This window comes from Pseudonocardia sp. CA-142604, assembly GCF_050948475.1.
Classification (GTDB): domain Bacteria; phylum Actinomycetota; class Actinomycetes; order Mycobacteriales; family Pseudonocardiaceae; genus Pseudonocardia; species Pseudonocardia alaniniphila.
In genome coordinates this window covers 6,505,697-6,527,452 of sequence record NZ_CP192045.1, presented here as the reverse complement: position 1 = coordinate 6,527,452, position 21,756 = coordinate 6,505,697, and the positions used below count along the sequence as shown (strand labels likewise).

Below are 21,756 nucleotides of genomic sequence, written 5' to 3'. Positions count from 1 at the left end.
GATCACGCAAGTGCGGCGATGACGATGACGCCGGCGACGGACCTCGTCAGGCAAGCCGTCGGAAGCACGCTGGTCACCCTCTTCGACGCGCGGGTCCGTGCACACCCGGCGCGGATCGCGGTGGAGGACGGGCCGAGCCGGATCACCTACCGCGAACTGGAGGAGCGGAGCCGGAGGCTGGCCACCCGGCTCGCCGGTCTCGGCGTCGGCCGGGGGCAGCGCGTGGGACTGCTCTCGGAGAATCGGGCGGAGTACTTCGAGATCATCCTCGCGGCATCCAGGCTCGGCGCGATCGTGGCCTGCCAGAGCACGCGATCGACCCCGCGGGAGCTCACGGCGTGCCTCGACCTGGTCGGGCCCGCGGTCACGATCGCCTCGCCCCGGCAGCACGAGCAGCACCGGACGTCGCTGGCCACGCGGTCCGAGGACGTCCTTGTCCTCGGACCGGGCTACGAGGAGTCCTTGTCGACGTGCGAGCCGTGGGAGCGCTCCTCGGCGGCGGAACCCGAGGACATCGTCGTCATCATCTACACGAGCGGGACCACCGGCATGCCGAAGGGGGCGTGCATCAGCCATCGCGCGGAGATCGCGCGCAGCATGGCGACCCGGGCCGAGCTGGGCCTGGCAGGCGACGACAACTTCGTCGCCTGGTCACCACTCAGCCACATGGGCGCGCTGGACAACTCGCTGAGCACACTGATCTCCGGCGGCAAGGTGATCGTCGTCGACGGGTTCGACACCGCGCGGCTCGTCACGGTCGTCGCGACGGAACGGCTCGGTTGGCTGCTCGTCATGCCCGGAACGGTCGGACGTCTCGCCGACGCGGTGCGGCAGAGCGGGACCGTGCCGGCGGGGATCACGTTGTGTGGGGTGATGCCCGACCTCGTGCGCCCCGCCGAGATCGCCGACATCACCACGCTTCTCGACGCGCCGTTCGCCAACACCTTCGGTTCGACGGAGACCGGATGCCCGCCGTGCTCGGCGAACGTCATCCCGGTCGGCGTCGTGCCGTCGGAATTCCCGAAGGAGCAGAGCGCCTACTGCGAGGTTCGGCTCGTGGATCCGGCAGGAAACGACGTCCCGGACGGCGTGCCGGGTGAGCTCTGCATGCGGGGGCCGACGCTCTTCAGCGGCTACTGGAACAACCCAGAAACCAACGCCGCGGACTTCCGCGACGGATGGTTCCACATGGGGGACGTCCTCGTCCGTCGCGCGGACGGGCTGCTCGACTTCGTCGACCGGGTCAAATACATGATCAAGAGTGGCGGCGAGAACGTGTACCCCGCCGAGATCGAACGCGTTCTCCTGCAGGACCCGGGCGTGCTGGAGGCCGGCGTGGTCCGCCGCAGCGATCCTGTGTGGGGAGAGGTCCCGGTCGCGTTCGTCGTGCGTTCCGACGACACGGTCACGGTCGAACACCTCCTCGACACCTGTCGCCGGAACCTGCCCAGGCACAAGCTGCCCAAGCAGATCCACTTCATCCCCTCCGAGTCCGTTCCGAGGAGCTCGTCCGGCAAGGTCCTCCGGCACGAGCTGGAGAAGCTCCTCGTCCAACCGTGATCCCGCCGGCATCGACCGGCGGTACCGACCCGAAAGGCAGCGCGCGAATGAGCGACGGAATCAGCGGCATCCGCTCCGAGATCAGCTGGAGCACGTCATCGCAGATCACGGTCTTCGGCCACGATCTCGTCGACGACCTGGTCGGCAAGGTCGGTCTCGGTGACATGGGATTCCTCGAGCTGACCGGTCGCCTTCCCGGGCCCGGCGAGTCGACCATGTTCAACGCGCTGACCGTCAGCCTGGTCGAGCACGGCATGACACCCAGCGCGATCGCGACCCGGCTGACCCACTACGGAGCTCCGGACTCCCTGCAGAGTGCGGTGGCGGCAGGCCTCCTCGGCCTCGGCAGCACGTTCGTCGGATCCATCGAGGGCGCCGCGCGGTACGTGCAGGAAGCGGATCTCGGGGGAGACCTCGAGGCGGAGGCCGCGAAGATCGTCGAGCCGTTCGTCGCGGCCCGCAAGCTCATCCCGGGAATCGGGCATCCGATCCACAAGCCGCTCGACCCGCGGGCCGAACGACTCTTCACGATCCTGGACGAGAACGGCCTGAGCGGCCCCCAGGTGCCGCTCATCCGCGAGGTGGCCAGGCAGGCCGGGGAAGCGCTGGGCAAGGAACTGCCGGTCAACGTCACCGGAGCGATCGGAGCGATCGCCTCCCGGCTCGGCATCGACTGGCGGGCGGCCAGGGGAATCGGTGTGATGGCCCGTGCCGTCGGCCTGGTGGGCCACGTGCTGGAGGAGATCGGAAGCCCAACCGCGCCAACGATCTGGGAAGAGGTGGAGAAAGCGGCGAGCAGCCACCCAGCCCGCGTTGTGGAGCCGTAGTGCTGTCGAGGCGGGGCGCATGACAGCACTACGGTTCCGAAACGCGGGCTCCTAGCCCTGCGATCAGGAGTTCGACCATGCGGCGTGCGTCGTAGCTCGGATCGCTCTCTGCGCCTATGCAGAGGTTCCCGACGCCGCGCATGAGCTCGTAGGCGTCCAGGTCGGATCGGATCTCGCCGGAACCGGCTGCAGCATCGAGCAGTTGGGTGCACACGGGCACGAGGCGGTCGAGGAAGTAGGCGTGCAGCGTCTCGAAGCCGGCGTTGTCGGACTGCAGCACAGCGGCCAGCCCGTGCTTGGTAACCAGGAAATCAACGAAGAGGTTGATCCAACGTCCTAGAGCGGCGTGAGGACTGGCGCTTGTCGCCAGCAGGACTGGACCGGCCTCGGCGCAGGCCTCGACCTGATGCCGGTAGACGGCGATGATGAGATCCGCCCGAGTCGGGAAGTGGCGGTAGATCGTGCCGGTCCCGACGCCGGCCCTCGCCGCGATGTCACGGACCGGCGCTTCCACTCCTGACGTCACGAAGACCGCGGCGGCCGCGTCGAGCAGGGTCTGCTCATTTCGCCGGGCGTCCGCCCGCTTGGACCGGGCTGCGTGCCCTGCGCCCTCGTCGCTGTCGTTCACACCGCTCCCTCCACTACCGGGCTTGCTAAGCGGAACGGCGTTCCGTATGGTTACCGGAACAAGGTTCCGTTTGCTCATGATGGCAGAGCGGAGGACGGAACCTGCATCGTCGCCACGCTCCGCCCGTGGTCGAGGAAAGCGGGCCTGAACCGCTCGCGTTGCTCGCCCCGCAACCATGGCGCCCCACGAGCGACATCCTTCCGGAATCGTGTTCCGGTTCAACCCCGCGTCGAAAGGACCACCGGCTCGATGACGCTCACACCACAACCCAGTTTCGGGATCATGACCGCGCCCATGCAGGTCGACTACCACGACGTCCTACGGGTCTGGCGCGAGGCGGACGCGATTCCGGAGATCGAGCACGCGTGGCTGTTCGATCACCTCATGCCGATCGGCGGCGACCCGGACGGACCGATCCACGAAGGCTGGACGCTCCTCTCTGCGCTCGCCGCACAGACCGAACGACTGCGCCTCGGCCTGCTCGTCACCAGCAACCGATTCCGACCGCCGACAATGCTGGCCAAGATCGCCGCGACCGTCGACATCGTCTCCGGCGGACGGCTCGACTTCGGCATCGGTGCAGGCTCACGGCCCAGCCACCCGCTGGCTCGGCGCGAGTACGACGCCCACGGCCTGCCGTTCCACGACGCAACGCATGCCGTGGGCAGCCTCGCCGAAGCCTGCACGGTGATCCGGCGGCTGTGGACCGAGGACGAGCCGTTCGATTTCCACGGCACGTACGTCCAGGTCACCGGGGCGTTCTGCAACCCCAAACCCGTGCAGCGCCCCAACCCGCCGATCCTCATCGGCGGCCGCTCATCCTCGACGCTGCGCGTGGTCGCCGAGCACGCCGACGTGTGGAACATCCCGGGCGGCGACAGCGACGACGTCGTCAGCCGCAGCGCACTGCTGGATCGGTACTGCGACGAGATCGGTCGCGACCCCGCCTCAATTCTCCGTTCGATCCACCTGTCCGTCTCCTGCGACCAGCCCAGCATCACTCGCGACGCGATCGGCGAAGCGATCGACGCGGGCTTCCGGCACATCGTGCTGGGCCTGCCGACGCCCTACCCCGCGGGTGTCGCACGATGGGTCGCCGACGAGCTCATCAGCCCTCACTATGGAGCCGTAGCGCTGTCGAATCGGGGCGTATGACAGCACTACGGCTCCGAAACTCCCACTCAGTCCAGTGCTAGTGCGATTTTTCCGCCCCTTTGGGCGCGGGCCGCCTCCATTGCTTCTTGTGCTTTTTCCAGGGGGAAGATCGGGTCCAGGAACGGGCTCACGTCTATCCCGCCGGTGTGGATCAGGTCGACCGCCTCGCGGAAGGCCGTCAGCCCGGGCTCGATCTGGGTGCTGTGGTTGTGCTCGATCGAGGGCTGCTTGACCCATGCCTCGTTGTAGTCCCAGGTGGTGGGCCCCTTCGGCTTCTCGGGGAAGCCGAAGTAGCCGATGCGGCCACGCGGTCGCACCGCGTGCAGGCACTGGATGCGCGTCTCGTCGTACCCGACCGCCTCGATCACCAGGTCCGCGCCCACACCGCCGGTCGCGTCCAGCACCGCCTCGACGAACGATCCCTCCGTGACGTCGACGACGACGTCGGCACCGAACTCCTTCGCGATCCGCAGCCGCGACGGCGCCTTGTCGGCGATCACCACCGTGGAGAAGCCGGCGCGACGCGCCAGCTGGGCGAAGAACAGGCCCGCGGACCCGGCGCCGCAGATCGCGGCGGTCAGCCCGTCGGCGGGCCCGGCGATCACCTGCGGCCAGAACCGGCGCATCGCGTACACGGTGGTGCCGAGCTGCTGGGCCATCAGCAGCCGGTCCAGGTCCCCGCCCTCCGGCAGCGTCACCAGCGACCGGTGCAGGACGGCCTGCCACTCGGCGAAGCACCGCGCGTCCTGCGGCACCGGCGCGATGAGCACGGCGTCCCCGGGGGTGAAGTCGGGCGAGCGGGACTCCTCGACGATCCCGACGCCCTCGTGCCCGGGGAACCCGGGCGGCGCCGGGAACTCCCCGCGGTAGAACCCGTCGAAGATGATGTGCAGGTCGCTGCCGCAGATCGAACCGCGGTGCGCACGGACCAGCACCTCGTCGTCACGGATTTCCGGGACCGGGACCTCGACCGTCTCCAGCCGACCCGGTGCCACGAGTTGCACTGCCCGCATGGCCTCTCCTAACCCTGATAGCTCGCGTAGTCGAAGGTCGAGTACTTCTTCTCCCGGGTGGTGACGAACTCGACGAACGCAGGTGTGCCCGCCTCCGTCGCCGCGATCGCCTCGCGCAACGCCGGCGCGATACGGCCCGGCTCGGTCACCCGCTCGCTGTGCAGCCCGAAGGCGCGCGCCGTGGTCGCGTAGTCGCCGGAGATGTCGGTGCTCCCGAAGCGCTCACGCGACGTGGCCATGATCTTGTCCTCCATGGCCATCGCGAAGTTGTTGAACAGCACCGACAGGATCGGGATCCCGGCCCTGGCGCAGGTCTCCAGATCCATGCCGGTCATCCCGATCGCGGCGTCACCCCACACGTTGACGCACAGCCGGTCCGGCCGGGCGAGCTTCGCGCCCATCGCCAGCCCGAGGCCGTAGCCGAGCTGCGTGGATTTGCCCCACCCGAGGTAGCTGTGCGGCGCGACCGGCCGCCAGAACGGCGAGAGCTCGTCGCGCGGGCTGCCCGCGTCGTGGGTGATGATCGTGCGCTCGACGTCCACGAGGTGCAGCAGGTCCCAGATCACGCGGTACGGCGAGAGCGGCGTCTCGTCGCTGGTCAGATAGGGCATCCAGGAATCCAGCCAGGGCTTGTGCAGCTCCTGGATCCGGCCCGCGACCGCGTCCGCCCGACCTCGCGGCCCGCCGCCGAGCCGATCCCGTACCGCCTCGATCAGCAGATCCAGCGCGAGCGCGGTGTCGCCGAGCAGAGCGTGCTCGGTGGGGACGTTCTTGTTGAGGTCGCCCGGGTCGAGGGTGTTGTGCACGAAGGTCTTCCCCGCCGTCGGGAAGCGGATCCCGAACGGGGTGGCGGTGAAGCTCGCCCCGATCCCGAACACGACGTCGGCGTCGCGGACGTGCTCGAAAACCGCGCGCGGCATCGCAACGCCGCCCGAGCCGAGGGAGAGCGGATGTGTCTCCGGGAACGCGCTCTTGCCCTCCAGGCTGGTGGTGACCGGGGCCTCCAGCAGTTCGGCGAGAGCGCGCAGCTGCCCCCACGCCCTCGCCCGGTGCACGCCCTGTCCGGCGTAGAGCAGGGGGCGCTCCGCCGCGACCAGTGCCACCGCAGCCGCCTCGACGGATTCGGTGTCCGGCGCGGAGCGCACCCGCCGCGACGGCACGTAGGCGTCGAGCCCCGGCGCCTCCTCCGTCCACACGTCAGCCGGGATCTCCACGAGCACCGGTCCCGGGCGTCCGTTGCATGCCTGCGTGAACGCCCGGCGCAGGGCGGGGACGAGCCCGGCACCAGTGGTGACCTGCTCGGTCGACTTGGTGACGTGGCGGAAGTTCAGCGCGGCGTTGAACGTGGGCGGCACCCACGTCTGCGCGCGGGGCGCCCCGCCGGGGATCACGACGAGCGGAACGCCCTCGGAGTACGCCTGCGCCACAGCACCGAACGAGTTCTCCACGCCCGGGCCGGCTTGCATGCAAAAGACGCCGACGGTGTCCCCGAGCCGGCTGATCGCGTCCGCCATGTGGATGCCGACGCGCTCCTGCCGGACGATCACCGGCCGGATTCCCGCGGCGGCGGCGGATTCGATGAGCGGATTCAGCGGATAGGCGAGGAGATGCTCGACGCCCTCGCGGCGGAGCACCTCCGCCGCGACCGTTGCGACGTCCGGTGTGCGGTTGGCCGGGGCGCTCACGGCTCGATCACGCTTGCCGTCGGCTCCGTCCGATTCTCGGCGATCTTCACTCGTCCCCCGTGTTTTCCTGCAGGATCACATCACTGTAAATCGTAGGTTCGACACAATACGTGCTCGAATGAATTGCTCGCGGGGATGTAAGCTACTTTGCGAATGCTTGTTCGATTCCCGCTGTTTCGAATCCGAAACCGGTTTCGGGGTGACATCCGGTGGGCGGTTGCCGGGGCGCTCACGGCTCGATCACGGCTGCCCTCCTCGGCTCCGGTGCCGGACGCCCGGACCGCGACGTCCTGATCGGTCACAGTACGGATCTTCTCGGTCCTGACCGAGAACCTCAGCTGCTCGGCGGCAGGTTCGGGACAGATGTCCTGGACGCGGTGCGCCGTTCGACTCGGCCACCGGCCCGGCGGGGGCCATCGGGATGAACGTTCACATACGGCGCAAGACTCGCATTATGGACGGCACCGACCAGGTTCCGTGTGAAGCCTGCCATTGGTGGCGCCCGAATCTGTGACAACTCGGCGCCTGTTTTCGGGTTCCGGTTAGCGTCGGGGCATGGCAGCAGCGTCCTCCCTCGAGCTCTCCATCGCGCTGGACCCGCACGGGCCCGAGCCGTTGCATCGCCAGCTTCAGAGCGCGATCCGAACGCACATCCGGGGGGGACAGCTCATCGAAGGTGCGCGCATGCCCTCGTCCCGCCGGCTCGCCGACGACCTGGGCGTCTCGCGGCGCCTGGTCGTCGACGCCTACGAACAGCTCGTCGCGGAGGGATATCTCACCGCCCGCCAGGGCTCCGGCACACGCGTGGCTCGAACCGACCGACCGTTGGCCACGCCGCCTCGTCCCCCGGCATGCGAGCCGCTGACGACATCCGCGCGCTACGACTTCCGGCCCGGGGTGCCGGAGCTCGCGGCCTTCCCTCGCGCCGCCTGGAGCAGGGCGCTACGCCGGCAACTTCGAACCGTCCCAACCGCTGATCTGCACTACCCGCACCCCCAGGGCCACATACACCTGCGTGAAGCCCTCGCCGACTACCTCGGGCGGGTCCGCCAGGCCCGCACGGACGCCGCGCACCTGCTGGTCTGCTCCGGCTTCACCCAAGCCGTCACGCTGCTGTGCCAAGCACTGCGCCGGGCGGGGGCCACGCGCATCGCCATGGAAGACCCCGGCCTGCCCTCGGTTCCTGTCATCGCGCGGGAACAGGGGCTCCATCCTGTGCCGATCCCGGTCGACCAGGACGGCATCGACGTCAACGCCCTGACCTCGGCCTCGGCCGACGCCGTGGTCGTCACTCCCGCACATCAGTTCCCCACCGGAGTGGTCCTGGCCCCACACCGCCGCGAGGCCCTACTGCGTTGGGCGCGGGAAGGGCACCTGGTCATCGAGGACGACTACGACGCGGAGTTCCGCTACGACCGCTTCCCCGTCGGCGCCTTACAGGGCCTGGCCCCCGAACACGTCATCCTGGCCGGCACCACCAGCAAGACGCTCTGCGCGGCAATGCGACTGGGGTGGCTCGCCCTGCCCAGCTCACTGGTCACGCCGGTCACCGACGGCAAACAGCTCGCCGACCATGGGTGCGCCGTCCTGGACCAACTCGCCCTCACCGACTTCCTCACCACCGCTGAATACGACCGGCACGTCCGTGCCATGCGCAGCCGGTACCGCAACCGCCGCGACGCCCTCACGCAGGCACTGCGCCGGTACGCACCCGAGCTTCGCCTCACCGGAGCGTCCGCCGGTCTGCACCTGCTCGCCGAGCTGCCTCCGGGGCGGCACGAGGCAGCCGTGATCCAGGCTGCCGCCCGAGACAACCTGCACCTGGACGGCCTCGCCCGCTATCGCCACACCCCGGACGCAGGTAGGCACGGCCTCGTCCTGGGCTACGGCAACCTCGCCACCACGGCGGTGGAGGACGGAGCCCGGCTCATCGCCCGCGCGCTCGCCTGCAGCGCGTAACGCTCCCAAGATCGCCGCGAGGTCGGCCAATGCGCCCTCCGGGGGGCGAAAACCCGGATCCCGGAACGATCAACGCAAGCTCCTGAGGCCGACGCTCAGGCGGTGGCGCCGAAGTCGCCCAGGAGAGCGGCCGGCCCGTCGGCGGAGAGCAGATGGTCACCCGCGGCGTTCGCCTCGGCGACGACGCCGGCCATCCGTCGGAGCATGGCCGCCTCGTAGCTCGCGATCGCTCCGTCGATGTCGGAGGGCCGCGCGGTGAGGGCATCGACGAGCTCGAGGGCGTCGAGGAGCGCCATGTTGACGCCCTGACCGGTGAACGGGGGCATCACGTGGGCGGCGTCCCCGACGAGGGTGAGACCGCGGTGGGGCGACCACTCCTGATGGGTGGGCACAGTGTGCAGGGGCCAGTAGGAGAAGCCGCCGTCGACCTGGTCGAGGATGCCGTGAATCTCCGGGCTCCAGCCATCGAGAAAGGCGTGCAGCTCAGCGAGCAGCATGTCCTCGTCCTGGACCGCGCTCCCTCGGCTGTAGGAAGGATCCGCGCCGGTGCGCAGCGCCACGTAGATGTGGATCGAGCCGTCGCCGTTGCGCTGCGCCAGGACGGCCTTGTTCACGCCGATCGCGAACATCGAGCCTTCGCCGACGCGCCGGGAGACGAACGACGCGGGGTCCGGTCGCGCGATATCGCCGCGGATGAAGGTGACGCCGCAATACGTGGGCCGGACGGGCGTGCGGAGGGGGCGTGCGCATGAGCCGATGCCGTCGCAGCCGATGACGAGGTCCGCGTCGAACCCGGTTCCGTCAGGGAGTTCGACGCGGTAACCGCGGCCGGGAAGCGGCGTGATCCCGCTGACCGTTGTCGACCATCGGACGGTGCCGGCCGGCAATGCGTCGAGCAGCATCTGGCGCAGCGTGACCCGGTCGATCTCCGGGCGGGACGGTTCGAAGTCGGTCTGGTCGATGTCGAGCAGCGTCCGGGCTGCGGTGTCGAGGACCCGCAGGGTCTGCCCGTGTGGCCGGCTGAGGGCGGTGAACTCGTCCTGCAGGCCCATCTCGCGCACCGCGTGCTGACCGCCGTCCTCGGTGAGGTCGAGGCTGCCGCCTTGGGTACGGGCGTGGGGGCCGGCGTCGCGTTCGAGCACCAGCGCCCCCACCCCCCGCATCTGCAGCAGCCGGGCGACGGCCAGGCCGGACGGACCACCACCGAGGACCACGATCCGCGCGTCACGGAGTGGGGGAGCGGGGCTGGGGGCGACGGACATGGCGAACCCTTCCAAGAGAGGTGAGTCTCTTGAAAAGGTAAGTCAGTTACCTTTTGTCTTGCACTGTGTGCGGCCTCACAGGCCGCGGGCCGGGCGCTCCTGCGAGGCCGGTGTCGACGAGGTCGAAGCAGGTGTCGATCCACTCGCCCACCTGGTCGTCACGGGCGTGGGCGCGCACGTCGGAGCTGGTCAGCACCCGGAAGGGGAGGATCAACAGGGCGGCCGCCGCGCGGGTGCGCGGATCGAGGGGCCCCGTGCCCGTCTCGGTGGCGATGACGTCGGACAGCGCCTGCTCGTAGCGTTCCCACATCAGTTGCAGGCGGCTGTGCAGGGCGGGGTTGTCGCCGATGAGTTCGGCGAAGGCGCTCATGCCCTCGGTGTCGTCGCAGGTGCCGGCGGCGACGAGGTCGTGCGCGAGCCTGCGCACGGCTGCCGTGAAGCTGGTGCCGGCCGGGCGGCTGGTGAGCCGCTCCCGGATCCGGTCGAGCAGGACGTTCTCGTCGGCGAAGACGAGATCCTCCTTGGAGGCGAAGTAGACGAACAGCGTCTTCACCGACACGTCGGCCGACGAGGCGATCTCGGCGACGGTGACCTGGTCGAACCCACGTTCGCGGAACATCCGCTGCGCGTTCCGGGCCAGCGCGGCTCGCGTGAGGCGCTTCTTACGCTCACGCAGCCCTTCGGCGTGGGCTGACTGCCCGCCGGACGTGCCGGGCCGCTGGGCGTTGGGCTGGGCCGACGGGCTTTCCATCGGCGACGAGGTTACTCGGGCGCGAATGAGCATCGCCGACCTTCGGCCGCTCCCGTGGCTCAGGTCGGACGCAGCGCCTCGAGTGCATGGTCCAGTTCCTCGACACTGCGGTTCGGTGGGAGCACGACGACCGGCATCTCGGCGCCTGCCGCGTACCAGCGATCCAGGCCGGCCCGGGCGGTTTCTGCGTTTCCCGACACCGTCAACTCATCGATCAGGACCTCGGCGAACTCGGGCATGCCGGCGGCGTCGAGCGGCTTGTTCGCTGCGAGTACCGCAGCGACGGCGTCCTCGAATCCGAGATCACGCAGCAGGTTCGCATAAAGAGGACCCATGCTCGTCAGATAGAAGGTGATCCACCACCACGCGAGTTCGTGAGCAACTTTCGGGTCGGGCGAGATCGCCGCAGGAATGCCCGGCCAGATCTTCGGCATCGATCGGTTGGATCGGGAACGGGCCGTGCCCTCCTTCAGCAGAGGGATCTTGTCCGGGAGACCCGACAGCGGTAACAGGAAGGGGTACCAGGCGTCGGCCAGTTCGCCGCAGAGCCGCACAGCGTTCGATCCCAGTGCTGCGAGCTGGATCGGGACGTCGGACGTCGGGCGCACGGCGAGCTTCAATGGCGAGCTACCTCCGGGAATCGTCGACGTGAGCCGCCCGCCGTCGAGGAGGTTGCGCACCTCGCGGGTGACGTTCTCGAGCCGGTGCACCGGTGAACGGAATGCGACTCCGTGCAGGCCCTCGGCGAGCTGCGGGCTGCCCGCTCCGAGTCCGAGCACGAACCGGCCGCCGGAAAGCTCGGAGAGGCTGGTGGCGAGCATCGCGATGCTCGCGGCACTGCGGCCCCACACGTTGAGCACACCGGTGCCGATTCGGATGCGGGAGGTCCTCAGGGCGATCTCGGCCAGGAGCACGGAAACGTCGTGGCCCCATCCCTCGGCGACGTAGAGCGCGGAGTAGCCGAGCTCTTCGGCCCGGTCTGCAACGTGCAGCACGACGTGGCGCCGGGTTTCCAGCGGAGTGAGCCCTATCGCGAGTGGTCGGTGGGGGATCATCAGGTTCGGCTTTCGGATCGGGTCACCGTCGTGACGTGGGGTAAACAGTAGTTCTGGGACAGAGCGGATGTTCCGGGAACTGTCCGTGCTCCACGTCGCACTACTCTCGCTGGTGCGGGTTGCAATCGGATTGCATCGTGCACGACAGGGGAACGGCCCGCATGATCGGAGATCGGGGGGCCGGTGTGGAGTTTCGCATCCTGGGCTCACTCGAAGTCGCGATCGACGGTGCACCCGTGCCCATCGGTGGGCCGAAACCACGCGTAGTGCTCGCCGGCCTTCTGCTGCGTCCCGGTGCGGTGGTCTCGACCGATCGCCTGGTCGCAGCCGTGTGGGGAGACGACCCGCCGCACCACCCGCTCGGTGCTCTGCGCGCCTACGTCTCACGATTGCGGGGCGTGCTGGCTCCACTCCAGCACGGCGAGCGCCTGCGATACCAGGCGCCGGGGTACGTGCTCGCCGTCGCCGACCACGAGCTCGACGCCACCGAGTTCGCGCGACTGGTCGCCGAGGCTCGAGTTCGCGCGTCGGTAGGCGACCACGGACGCGCTGTCGAACTGCTCGACGCCGCGCTGGCGCTGTGGCGGGGGGATCCCCTCGCCGAGTTCGACTCTGCGCAGTTGGACGCCGACATCACGCGCCTCGCAGACCTGCGGCTCGACGCGAGCGAGGATCGCATCGAGGCGATGCTCCACCTCGGCCGTGGCCATGAGGTCGTCACCGACCTGGATGCCCTCGTGCGCCGCTTCCCCGAGCGTGAGCGCCTGGCCGCCCAGCTGATGCGCGCGTTGTACGGAAGCGGACGCCAAGCCGAGGCCCTTGCCGTGTACCAGGATCTGCGCCGCCGCCTCGTCGACGAGCTGGGGGTGGAGCCGTCGGAACCCGTCCGGACGGTGCACCGTCGGCTGCTGGAGCACGACCCCACGCTCGTCCCCGCCAGGGAACCGGCCACCAACCTGCCGCGCCGCGCCACGGCTTTCGTCGGCCGGGACCAGGAGATGCGCCGCATCGCCAGACTGATGCGCGATGCGCAGCTGGTGACGCTCACGGGCGTGGGTGGCGTCGGCAAGAGCCGGTTGGCACTGGAGGTGGCCGCGGCCCTCGACAGATCCCGTTTCCCCGACGGGGTGTGGCTCTGCGAGCTCGACCCGCTCGCCGACGGCAGCCCGGTGAGCCACGTCGTGGCCACCGCACTGCGGGTGAGGCAACGCCACGGCTCGACGATCGAGCAATCGGTCATCGAGTACATGAGGTCGCGGAAGCTGCTGCTCGTGCTGGACAACTGCGAGCACGTCCTCGACGCATCGGCGCAGTTGGCCACCGACGTGATGGCCAACTGCCCCGGCGTCGTCGTCCTGGCAACCAGCCGCGAGCTCCTCGGCGTGCACGGCGAGCAGGTCTGGCGGGTGCCGCCACTGTCGGTGGCGGACGCGACCACCCTGTTCGCGCTGCGGGCGCGCGCGACACAGCCGGACTTCCCCTCCGGTCCCGGGACGGACGAGACGGTGGCCGACATCTGCCGCAGGCTCGACGGCCTGCCGCTGGCGATCGAGCTGGCCGCCGCGAGGATGCGGGTGATGAGTGCACCCGAGCTGGCACAACGGCTCGACGACGCCCGTCTGCTGACCGGTGGGCGGCGCACCGCGCGGCCCCGTCACCAGAGCCTCGTTTCGGCGATCGACTGGTCCTACCGGTTGCTGTCCGGGCCCGAGCAGCAGATGTTCGCGCGGCAGTCCGTTCTTCCCGGCGGTGCAGATCTGGCCGCCGTACACGCGGTCTGCGCGGAGCCGCGGGCGACCGAGACCGAGACTCTCGACCTCCTTACCGCACTCGTCGACAAGTCGATGGTCGTGGCGACGAGCAGCCCCGGCGGAACCCGCTACCGCGTTCTGGAGACGCTGCGCGCCTACGGTCGCCGACGACTGCCCGACAGCGGACCTCTCGCCCGGCGGCACGCCGAGCATTTCGTCGACCTGGCCGAGCGGGCCGCACGCGGTGTGCAGGGCCCCGACGAGCGGCTGTGGGTCGAGCGGGCACTGCCGGACGTCGACAACTTCCGGGCCGCCTTCGAGTGGGCGTTCTCCGACCGCGACATCGACCTCGCCCTGCGGCTGGTCGCTTCGCTGCCCGAGGTCTTGCAGGTCCGGATCGGGTACGAGGCGGCCGCCTGGGCTGAGCGCGCACTCGAGCTCGCGCCCGACGAGCACCCGTTGTTCGTCGCCGGCGTCGGTGCCGCTGCCCGTGGGGCGTGGTTCCTCGGTGACTTCGCCCGGGCCCGCGGTCTGGCGGCGCGCGCCGGCACACGCGTCCCGGCGGCCGGTACCGCCCGGTCGGGATATCCGGCCGACGTCGCAGCGGACGTGGCGTTGTACGAAGGCGACGTCGACACCGCGCTGCGCTACTACGAGTCGCAGGTCGCCTTCGCCCGCAGGGACGCCGACCCGATTCGGCTCTCGTGGACGCTCTACTACGTCGCGATCTGTGAGGCGGCACGCCGTACTCCGGAACGCGGGCTCCGCGCCGCGGAGGAATGTCTCCGTGTGGCGGAGGCCACTGCCAACCCCACCGCCACGTCGATGGCTCACTACGCGCTCGGTCTCGTGCTCAAGAAGTCCGACCCGCCCCGTGCCCTCGCGCTGTTCGACGAAGCGGCGACCCGTGCGGCCTCCGTACACAACTACTGGTGGCAGGGCATCGCGTTGATGGAGGCGGCGGCGACTCGCGCGATCCACGACGACGTCGCGGCCGCTACCGGGTCCTTCGTCGACGTCCTTGATCACTGGGATCGCACCGGAGACTGGACGCAGCAGTGGCTCAACCTGCGATACATCATCCGCCTGCTCGTACGGCTCGGCGCGGAGCAGGAAGCCCTGACGCTGCATCACTGTCTCACCGCGGCAGGCAAGGTGTCGCCGCTGAGGAACCACCAATCGGGCCGATTGCTCGATGGACCAGATGGGCCACGGTCCCGGGCCGCGGCGGCACTCGGCTCGGCCATGCCTGCCGTCCACGCGGTGCGGTTGGCTCGCTCCCGACTGAGGCGTGCCTGCTGATCACACAGCCCTGAGCTGTCGCTCAGTTCGCGTGCGTAAGCGGCCGGTGAAGTCGTGGACGAACTCCGCGACAGCGGTTACGTTACATGTAGATGTCGTAAACTGAGAGGACGGTTTACCCGGTCGGTCGTGAGCGACTACCGCGGGTAGGCGCTTCTTCGACTCCCACAACTCCTGGACCTGCTGCCGCCTTCGGGCTCCCCGCGAAGGCGGCAGCCCGACGTCAACCCCCGGTTGCTTCCATAGGCGCAACCGGGGGTTGACGACGTGACCACTGGCGAACGGCGCTTCTACTTGACGGCGAGCGGGTTGATCGGTGAACCGAGCGCCCGGCGGAACTTGATCGGTGGTGTCGACAGCAGGAATTCGTAGACGCCGTCGGCTGCGCAGTCGGCCGCGAGCTCCTCGAAGTCGAGAATCTCGCCCAGCGTCATCCCCATGTCGCGGATCAGCACCATGTGTACCGGCAGCACCTCGCCGTCGACCTCGCCCGGCAGGGCCTCGATCGCCCAGTTGTCCGAGCACACGGCGGCGACGTCGTGCTGGTGCAGCCATTCACAGCATTCGAGGCCCAGGCCTGGTTCGCCGGACATGAACGCGGCGGCATCGCCCTCGCGGAGGAACTTGCGCCGCCAGCCGGTGCGGACGGCGACGATATCGCCACCGCGCAACGACGTGCCCTGCGCCGCGAGCACCGTGTCGAGCTCGTCAGGTGTGATGACCTCCCCCGCCTGCAGCCAGTCGACCCCACGGTGCCCCGCGACGTCGATCAGCACGCCCCGGCCCATGATCCCCTTGGCCTGCTGCTCGATCGACAGGTGGCGCACGCCGTGCGGGGTGACGTCGGTGGCCGGGAAGCCGTTGTAGAGCAGATCGTCGTAGAAGACGTGGGCGAGCCCGTCCCACTGCGACGCGCTCTGCAGCGGCATGATCACCCAGTCGTCGGCGAAATGGAACGCACCCGGCCGATCCTGGTCGGCGCCCGTCTCGCTCACCAGCAGTATCGGGTTGATCCGGCCGACCCCAGGCTGTGGCCCACCCTGTCCGAACGGGATGCCGAGGTCGAACACCTTTCCGTGCCGCACGAGCCGGGCGGCCGCTGCCACCCGCTCCGGCGTGATCAGGTTGGTCGTGCCGCGCTCGTCGCGCTGCCCGTCGACGTCCCAGCGGCCCCAGTTCGACAGGCGCGCACCCAGCTTGCGGAAGTCCTCCATGGAATACGGTCCTCCTCCTCGTGCTCGTACTGCCGTCGGCAATCAGGTCGCGATGGCATCAAGGGTGCGGCCGGCGTAGTCGACCCTTGCGATGAACAGCCCGATCATCTGGATCACCAGGAGCACCGGTATCAGCAGGAACGCCGCCGTGAAGGATCCGGTCGCGTCCCGGACCCACAGCGCTGCGTACGGCACACCGATGCCGAGCAGGCCCGAGATCGTCCAGGTGACGCCCATCCCGGTGCCGCGCATCCGGGTCGGGAAGAGCTCGGCCGTATAGGTCATGACGGTGCCCCAGACACCGATCAGGCCGAAGTTGGACAACAGGCCGAATACCCAGAGCGAAACGGTGTCGGTGGCCAGGGCCCAGGGGATGATCGTGACGATGAAGATCAGGTTGCCGGTGAGCATCGCGCGGAAACGGCTCCACCGATCAGCGATCCAGCCCATCAGGTAGTAGCCGAGCGCCCCGGCGACTCCCCACCAGATGTACCAGGTGCTGTACTCCGAAGTGGACCAGCCGTGGGTCTCCTTGAGGAAGAACGGTGCCCAGTAACCGAGCGTGTACCACGACATGGTCGCGGTGGCGGCGACGAACAGGGCCACGAACGTCCGCTTGCCCTGGCCCGACTCGAAGAGCTGCCCGATCGACGCCCCGCGTATGCGTTCGACGATCCCCGGCTTGGCGGCCGCCACGATCCGGCCCTGCGCCGCCGCGGCCGTCTGCTGGTCGCGCTGACGCACCCACGCGGGCGACTCCGGACAGAGCAGCCGAACGTAGATCGCGAGGAGCCCGATGATGGCCGGCACGAGGAACGCCCAGCGCCAGCCGTAGGGCGCGATGATGAAGGTACCCGCGAGGCCGGCGATCACCACGCCGTAGCCGTAGAGGGAGCGCGCCGCGCTGAGGATCTTGGCTCGGTGTTTGGCGGGCCAGGTCTCCACGGTCAGCAGCGACCCCACGGCCCACTCTCCGGCGATCGTGATCCGCATGATCGTGTAGACGATGATGAAGAAGATCCACGATTCCGAGACGACGATCAGGGCGAGGAAGACCGCGCTGAGCGCGACGTTGACGATGAACGCCATGCGGCGCCCGATCCGGTCGGCCAGCCAGGGCCAGAAGTAGGCGGCGAACGCCGAGAGGAAGCCGGTGAGCGTCACGGCCGCCGTGAGCGAGTCGAGGCTGATCGAGAAATCCTCGAGCAGATAGGGAACGATCAATGCGTAGAGCGCGATGACGATTCCATCGAGCATCCAGCCGAGGCCGAGTGCGATGCCGATGTGCCAGTGTGTGGAAGTGAGTTTCTCGCCGGCGTCACCGTCCTTGACATTCTGATAGGCCTTCGACCTCGAATGTCTCGTCTCTAATGGCCCGAGTGGGGCCGTTTGGTCGATGGTCACGGTCTGATCTCCTCGGATCGCAATGAAACGAAACGGCGACGGAAGTCGGGTGTCCACCCTGAGCTGTGATCGGGGACACCACCGCAGTGGTCAGAAGTTAGGTGCGATTCCGGAAGCGTGTCGTTGTCGGATCTGCCAAGGCTCCCCGGGGAAACTTGGATGTTCTGCCGGTGCGGCACTCCTGCTCGTGGACGAGCGTTCAGCGGTGGATCTCCATTGCCGGGAGCTCCGCACGAGTGAGGAGAGCGCGAATGACAGCAAATCCGATCCGTAACCGGTGGTCAGCGGGCGAGACCGTGCTCGACTGCTGGGTGTCGGGATCGTCCGTGCTGAGCACCGAAGTGATCGGACGCCTGGGCTTCGACTCCATCGTGATCGATATGCAGCACACCATGGCGGAGTACCGCGACGTGGTGACCTCCATCATTGCGCTGACGGCCACGCCGACCGTTCCGCTCGTCCGGGTGCCCGGCAACGATCCCTTGCTCATCGGGCGTGTCCTCGACGCCGGCGCGCGTGGGGTGATGTCCCCGATGATCAACAACCGTGCGGAGGCCGAGCGCTTCGTCGGGGCGTGCCGGTACAGCCCGGAGGGCACGCGCTCGTTCGGTCCGTACCGCGCGTACGACGGGGGCTCCGGCGCCTACTTCGAGAACGCGAACACCGACATCGTGACGTTCGGGCAGATCGAGACGGTGGAGGCGATGTCCAACCTCGACGACATCGCAGCGACCCCCGGACTCGACGTCCTGTTCGTGGGGCCCGCCGACCTCTCGGTCTCCGCCGGGGGCAAGCCGGCGATGGCCTACACCGACCCCGTCGTCGCGGACAACCACAGAAGGATCGTCGAGGCCGCGCACAAGGCCGGGAAGAAGGCGGGCATGCTCGCGCTCGGCCCCGGTGACGTCGAGATCGCCCACGGCTGGGGCATGGATTTCCTGTCCATCGCGATGGAACAGCGGCTCGTGGCGGTCGGAGCGTCGGTGGCCCTCGGCCACGCACGCAAGGTCGTCGGCAGCTCGCAGCCGGTGTGACGGGAGGACGCGCGGTGGCGGACAGGTACGTCGTCGGCCGGGTCGCCGATCTGCCGCCCGGTGGCCGGTTGCTGGTGGAGGTCGGCGGGCGCCCGATCGGGGTGTTCAACATCGACGGCCGTTACTACGGATTGATCAACCGGTGTCCCCACAAAGGCGCCGAGATGTGCCGGGGGAACGTCGTCGCATCGTTGTCGTCGAGCGGGCCCGGCCAGTTCACCTACGACCCCGAAACCAAACTGATCATGTGCCCGTGGCACGGCTGGGAATTCGATGTCCGGACCGGCCAGTCGTACGTCGACCCGCGACGAACCCGGATCCGGACCTACGACGTCGAGGTGGCTTCCGGCGAAGACGTCGCGCCGCTGGTCGAGACCGGCGAACTGGGGTTGGCCAAGGACCAGGACCGGCCGGGGCCCGGCGAGTTCGCCGCGTCCGGTCCGCTGGAGATCGACGAGACCGGCCGTGCGAAGGGCCCGTACACGGCAGAGACGATCGAGGTCGCCGTCGAGGACGACTACGTCGTGGTCAGCCTGCGGCCCAGCCGCCCGGCCAGGGGCCCGCGGCCGACCCGCCCGACGACCGGAACGGAGGTGAGCGGGTGACCACCGCACTGCTCGAGAACGCGACCCGCGACGAGGTGTGGCCCGGCGCGGTGATCGACTGCGACGTCCATGCCAACGTGCCGTCGCTGCAAGCGCTCTTCCCCTACATGTCCCAGCACTGGATCGACTGGTGCACCGAGCGCGGTTGGCGCGGGACCGTCGGCGGCCAGGCCTTGGCGTATCCGCCGAACACCGCTCGCGCGTGCCGCCCGGAATGGCGGCCGTCCGATCGTCCGCCTGCCTCGGACGTCTCGCTTCTGCGCAGCCACATTCTCGACCCGTGGCGGGTCGATCGCGCGATCGTCAACTGCTACTACGCGGTCGACGCCCTGCGGCATCCGGACTGGGCCGCTGCGATGGCACGGGCGGTGAACGACTGGCTCATCGCGGAGTGGCTGGACAAGGATCCGCGACTGGCCGCCTCGCTCGTCGTGCCTGCGCGCGACCCCGCCGCGATGATCGAGGAGATCCACCGGGTCGGCGACCATCCCGGCTTCGTGCAGGTGCTGCTGCCGGTGCGTAACACCGGTCTGTGGGGCCAGCGCGTCTACCACCCGGTGTTCCGGGCGATGACCGAGCACGACCTGGTTGCGGGGCTGCACTACGGCGGGGTCAGCGAGGAGGCACCGTCGTCGTCGGGCTACCCGTCGTACTACGTGGAGGAGTACGCCGCAGACTGGCAGTCGTTCACCTCCCAGGTCACCAGCCTGGTCTCCGAAGGCGTGTTCCAGGTCTGCCCGGATCTGCGCGTCTCGGTGCTCGAAGGCGGTTTCATGTGGCTTCCGGTATGGGGCTGGCGCATGAACAAAGAATGGAAAGGTCTCCGTCGTGAGGTGCCCTGGGTGGACAAACTCCCACTTGACATCATCCGGGAGCACATGCGGTTCTCGGTCGCCCCGACCGACTCAGGTCCGCCGGAACACATCGCCACCGTCCTGAAATGGCTCGCCTCGGACGAGATCTTGATGTTCGCGACCGACTACCCGCACTCGTACGACGACGACGTCACCGCGTTGATCAGCGCGGCGTCGCCTGCGATGCGTCCGAAACTCATGGCCGAGAACGCGCGAGACTGGTACCGCCTGTGAGCTGATTCGACATTTCGGATAATCTTGACCCGCACACCTCCCGGTTGCATCATCGGAATGCGCCATATTCTGTGATACGGCGCGTTCCGCCGATGATGTCGGGTGGGTCGGCCCTGCGCCGCCCCCGCTCGGGAGGAGCCCCCGTGGGTGAGACGGAGGCATCCTCACGCAGCGAAGCGTGGGATGCCCTCATGGATTGCTTGTTCGCGGCCGGCGTGCTGGACGGCCGCGGGCCACTCGCGGAGCGCATGGCTCAGCGCGTGTTCGTGCTCCCGTCGTACAAGAACGTGAGCCCGGACGCGCTTCACGCGAGCTGGCGACGCAACATGAGGGTGTCCCTCGACGGCATCCGCAGCCGTCGGGCGCCGGGCCCGGACGACGACGACACGCCGTTGCGCGAAGTCGGCGAGATGCGCGCGAGGCAGGGCGTGACGGTGTCGGAGGTGCTGCAGACCTCCGTCACCCAGCAGACGGTCTTCCTCGAGCTGGTGCGCCAGCTCGCGCCGTCGTCGCCGTACCGCGACAGCCTCCTGCTGGAGCTGTTCAGCAACTACCAGAGGTGGTCGGCGTGGGGCATGGTCGCGCTCGCCGCGGGACACCGCGAGGCCGAGCTGGAGATGCAGAGGCGTGCCCAGGAGCACCAGGACAGCTTCGTGCAGGGCATGCTCTCGGGGTCGATCGCGCCGTCGGAGATCGGCTCGGGCGCTGAGGCCTACGGGCTCGACCGCACCCGCAGCTACCGGGCCTTCCGGCTGAGACGCGCTCCGAGTACCGACGTCCGGGCGATCGAGCGCTACCTGCACATCACCTCGTCCGGGGCCCGGCGCAACGGGATGATGACGGTGATCGACGGCGACCTGTGCGGCTTCCTCGCAACACTTCCCGACGAACCGCCGCAGACGGCGATCGGGGTCTCGCCGCCGGTGCCGCTGCACGAGCTGCCGGCAGTCTTCCGGCTCGCCACCCGTGCACTGGAGACCGCGCTCGCCATCGGGCGCCACGAGATCGTGAGCGTCGCCGACCTCGGTCTGCATCCGGCGATCGTCGCCGACCATGATCTCGGCGAGCTGATGTGCGACCGCTACGTGAAGCCGCTCGAACGGCTCGGCGCCTCCGGCGCGGTGATCCTGCAGACCGTCGAGCGCTACGTCGAGAACGGCAACCGGCTCGAGACCACCCGCCAGCAGCTGTTCCTGCACACGAACACGGTGCGCTACCGGCTCTCCCGATTCGAGTCGATCACGGGCTGTTCGCTGCGTGACAGCAACGCGCTCGTGGAGGTCTGGTGGGCGCTGGCATGGCGGCGGCTGCACGCGCCGCGCGGTGGCAGCGGACAGGTCGACCGGCCCACGAGGGCTCGACCGGCGATGTGACGGCCCGGCGCCCACCGTTCCTGACAGACCGAACAGATTCGGGCACGCGGATCTTGGCGGTGCTGCCGTAGTCGGAACCGGGAGGTGAAA

17 protein-coding genes are annotated in these 21,756 nt (G+C 68.9%); 9 read left to right on the top strand and 8 right to left on the bottom strand.

Annotated features, from left to right (window positions below):
• The first annotated feature begins 24 nt into the window (after window positions 1-24).
• Window positions 25-1,560 carry a class I adenylate-forming enzyme family protein gene (locus tag ACQPZQ_RS29545; RefSeq protein ID WP_433286115.1) on the top strand — a complete coding sequence of 512 codons (1,536 nt, stop codon included), beginning with the start codon at window positions 25-27 and terminating at the stop codon, window positions 1,558-1,560.
• 47 nt (window positions 1,561-1,607) lie between these two features.
• The gene (locus tag ACQPZQ_RS29540; protein ID WP_433286113.1) at window positions 1,608-2,387 is read left to right on the top strand and encodes a citryl-CoA lyase; all 780 of its coding nucleotides are present in this window, start codon (window positions 1,608-1,610) and stop codon (window positions 2,385-2,387) included.
• A 28-nt stretch (window positions 2,388-2,415) separates the two neighbouring features.
• On the opposite strand, the gene ACQPZQ_RS29535 is transcribed toward ACQPZQ_RS29540, so the two are convergent.
• Entirely contained in the window at window positions 2,416-3,015 is a 600-nt protein-coding gene (locus tag ACQPZQ_RS29535) for a TetR/AcrR family transcriptional regulator (RefSeq protein WP_433286110.1), read from the bottom strand.
• 282 nt (window positions 3,016-3,297) lie between these two features.
• On the opposite strand from ACQPZQ_RS29535, the gene ACQPZQ_RS29530 reads away from it, so the two are divergent.
• Window positions 3,298-4,170, top strand: a complete 873-nt coding sequence (locus ACQPZQ_RS29530; protein ID WP_433286108.1) for an LLM class flavin-dependent oxidoreductase — start codon at window positions 3,298-3,300, stop codon at window positions 4,168-4,170.
• 26 nt (window positions 4,171-4,196) lie between these two features.
• Here ACQPZQ_RS29530 and ACQPZQ_RS29525 read toward each other — a convergent pair whose 3' ends face one another.
• Window positions 4,197-5,183, bottom strand: a complete 987-nt coding sequence (locus ACQPZQ_RS29525) for a zinc-dependent alcohol dehydrogenase (RefSeq protein ID WP_433286106.1) — start codon at window positions 5,181-5,183, stop codon at window positions 4,197-4,199.
• Between the two features lie 8 nt (window positions 5,184-5,191).
• Window positions 5,192-6,868: a thiamine pyrophosphate-requiring protein gene (locus ACQPZQ_RS29520; protein ID WP_433286104.1), complete on the bottom strand. Its 1,677-nt coding sequence runs from the start codon at window positions 6,866-6,868 to the stop codon at window positions 5,192-5,194.
• Between the two features lie 555 nt (window positions 6,869-7,423).
• Here ACQPZQ_RS29520 and ACQPZQ_RS29515 point away from each other — a divergent pair.
• Window positions 7,424-8,827 carry a PLP-dependent aminotransferase family protein gene (locus tag ACQPZQ_RS29515; RefSeq protein WP_433286103.1) on the top strand — a complete coding sequence of 468 codons (1,404 nt, stop codon included), beginning with the start codon at window positions 7,424-7,426 and terminating at the stop codon, window positions 8,825-8,827.
• 95 nt (window positions 8,828-8,922) lie between these two features.
• Here the strand turns inward: ACQPZQ_RS29515 and ACQPZQ_RS29510 are convergent, their stop codons facing one another.
• From ACQPZQ_RS29510 to ACQPZQ_RS29500, 3 genes are read right to left on the bottom strand one after another with little or no spacing between them, the layout of a single operon-like run.
• Window positions 8,923-10,089: an FAD-dependent oxidoreductase gene (locus ACQPZQ_RS29510; protein WP_433286101.1), complete on the bottom strand. Its 1,167-nt coding sequence runs from the start codon at window positions 10,087-10,089 to the stop codon at window positions 8,923-8,925.
• Window positions 10,090-10,135: 46 nt separating this feature from the next.
• Window positions 10,136-10,840 carry a TetR/AcrR family transcriptional regulator gene (locus tag ACQPZQ_RS29505; protein WP_433286099.1) on the bottom strand — a complete coding sequence of 235 codons (705 nt, stop codon included), beginning with the start codon at window positions 10,838-10,840 and terminating at the stop codon, window positions 10,136-10,138.
• A gap of 59 nt (window positions 10,841-10,899) precedes the next feature.
• Window positions 10,900-11,835, bottom strand: coding sequence for an LLM class flavin-dependent oxidoreductase (locus tag ACQPZQ_RS29500; RefSeq protein WP_433286097.1), 936 nt, complete (start codon window positions 11,833-11,835; stop codon window positions 10,900-10,902).
• A 221-nt stretch (window positions 11,836-12,056) separates the two neighbouring features.
• Between ACQPZQ_RS29500 and ACQPZQ_RS29495 the strand changes: the two genes are divergently transcribed.
• On the top strand, window positions 12,057-14,948 hold the full coding sequence (locus ACQPZQ_RS29495; RefSeq protein ID WP_433286095.1) for a BTAD domain-containing putative transcriptional regulator: 2,892 nt from the start codon (window positions 12,057-12,059) through the stop codon (window positions 14,946-14,948).
• Between the two features lie 290 nt (window positions 14,949-15,238).
• Here ACQPZQ_RS29495 and ACQPZQ_RS29490 read toward each other — a convergent pair whose 3' ends face one another.
• Together ACQPZQ_RS29490 and ACQPZQ_RS29485 are read right to left on the bottom strand one after the other, a co-directional pair.
• Complete coding sequence (locus ACQPZQ_RS29490) at window positions 15,239-16,162, bottom strand: cyclase family protein (RefSeq protein ID WP_433286093.1); 924 nt, start codon at window positions 16,160-16,162, stop codon at window positions 15,239-15,241.
• A 42-nt stretch (window positions 16,163-16,204) separates the two neighbouring features.
• Window positions 16,205-17,419, bottom strand: a complete 1,215-nt coding sequence (locus ACQPZQ_RS29485; RefSeq protein ID WP_433286091.1) for an MFS transporter — start codon at window positions 17,417-17,419, stop codon at window positions 16,205-16,207.
• A 398-nt stretch (window positions 17,420-17,817) separates the two neighbouring features.
• Here ACQPZQ_RS29485 and ACQPZQ_RS29480 point away from each other — a divergent pair, with 398 nt between their 5' ends.
• The 4 genes from ACQPZQ_RS29480 (at window position 17,818) to ACQPZQ_RS29465 (ending at window position 21,666) form a co-directional block, all read left to right on the top strand.
• A complete protein-coding gene (locus ACQPZQ_RS29480; RefSeq protein ID WP_433286089.1) occupies window positions 17,818-18,600 on the top strand; it encodes an HpcH/HpaI aldolase family protein in 783 nt (260 codons plus the stop codon).
• A 14-nt stretch (window positions 18,601-18,614) separates the two neighbouring features.
• On the top strand, window positions 18,615-19,205 hold the full coding sequence (locus ACQPZQ_RS29475; RefSeq protein WP_433286087.1) for a Rieske (2Fe-2S) protein: 591 nt from the start codon (window positions 18,615-18,617) through the stop codon (window positions 19,203-19,205).
• A complete protein-coding gene (locus ACQPZQ_RS29470) occupies window positions 19,202-20,293 on the top strand; it encodes an amidohydrolase family protein (RefSeq protein ID WP_433286085.1) in 1,092 nt (363 codons plus the stop codon). Before ACQPZQ_RS29475 ends, ACQPZQ_RS29470 begins: the two co-directional genes overlap by 4 nt.
• A 143-nt stretch (window positions 20,294-20,436) precedes the next feature.
• Window positions 20,437-21,666, top strand: a complete 1,230-nt coding sequence (locus ACQPZQ_RS29465) for a PucR family transcriptional regulator (RefSeq protein WP_433286083.1) — start codon at window positions 20,437-20,439, stop codon at window positions 21,664-21,666.
• Window positions 21,667-21,756: the final 90 nt, after the last annotated feature.

Bases quoted from the DNA above. Each gene is read 5' to 3' on its own strand.
- ACQPZQ_RS29545 (WP_433286115.1), top strand. From the start codon at position 25: ATGACGCCGGCGACGGACCTCGTCAGGCAAGCCGTCGGAAGCACGCTG.
- ACQPZQ_RS29540 (WP_433286113.1), top strand. From the start codon at position 1,608: ATGAGCGACGGAATCAGCGGCATCCGCTCCGAGATCAGCTGGAGCACG.
- ACQPZQ_RS29530 (WP_433286108.1), top strand. From the start codon at position 3,298: ATGACCGCGCCCATGCAGGTCGACTACCACGACGTCCTACGGGTCTGG.
- ACQPZQ_RS29525 (WP_433286106.1), bottom strand. From the start codon at position 5,183: ATGCGGGCAGTGCAACTCGTGGCACCGGGTCGGCTGGAGACGGTCGAG.
- ACQPZQ_RS29515 (WP_433286103.1), top strand. From the start codon at position 7,424: ATGGCAGCAGCGTCCTCCCTCGAGCTCTCCATCGCGCTGGACCCGCAC.
- ACQPZQ_RS29510 (WP_433286101.1), bottom strand. From the start codon at position 10,089: ATGTCCGTCGCCCCCAGCCCCGCTCCCCCACTCCGTGACGCGCGGATC.
- ACQPZQ_RS29505 (WP_433286099.1), bottom strand. From the start codon at position 10,840: ATGGAAAGCCCGTCGGCCCAGCCCAACGCCCAGCGGCCCGGCACGTCC.
- ACQPZQ_RS29495 (WP_433286095.1), top strand. From the start codon at position 12,057: ATGATCGGAGATCGGGGGGCCGGTGTGGAGTTTCGCATCCTGGGCTCA.
- ACQPZQ_RS29490 (WP_433286093.1), bottom strand. From the start codon at position 16,162: ATGGAGGACTTCCGCAAGCTGGGTGCGCGCCTGTCGAACTGGGGCCGC.
- ACQPZQ_RS29485 (WP_433286091.1), bottom strand. From the start codon at position 17,419: ATGCTCGATGGAATCGTCATCGCGCTCTACGCATTGATCGTTCCCTAT.
- ACQPZQ_RS29480 (WP_433286089.1), top strand. From the start codon at position 17,818: ATGACAGCAAATCCGATCCGTAACCGGTGGTCAGCGGGCGAGACCGTG.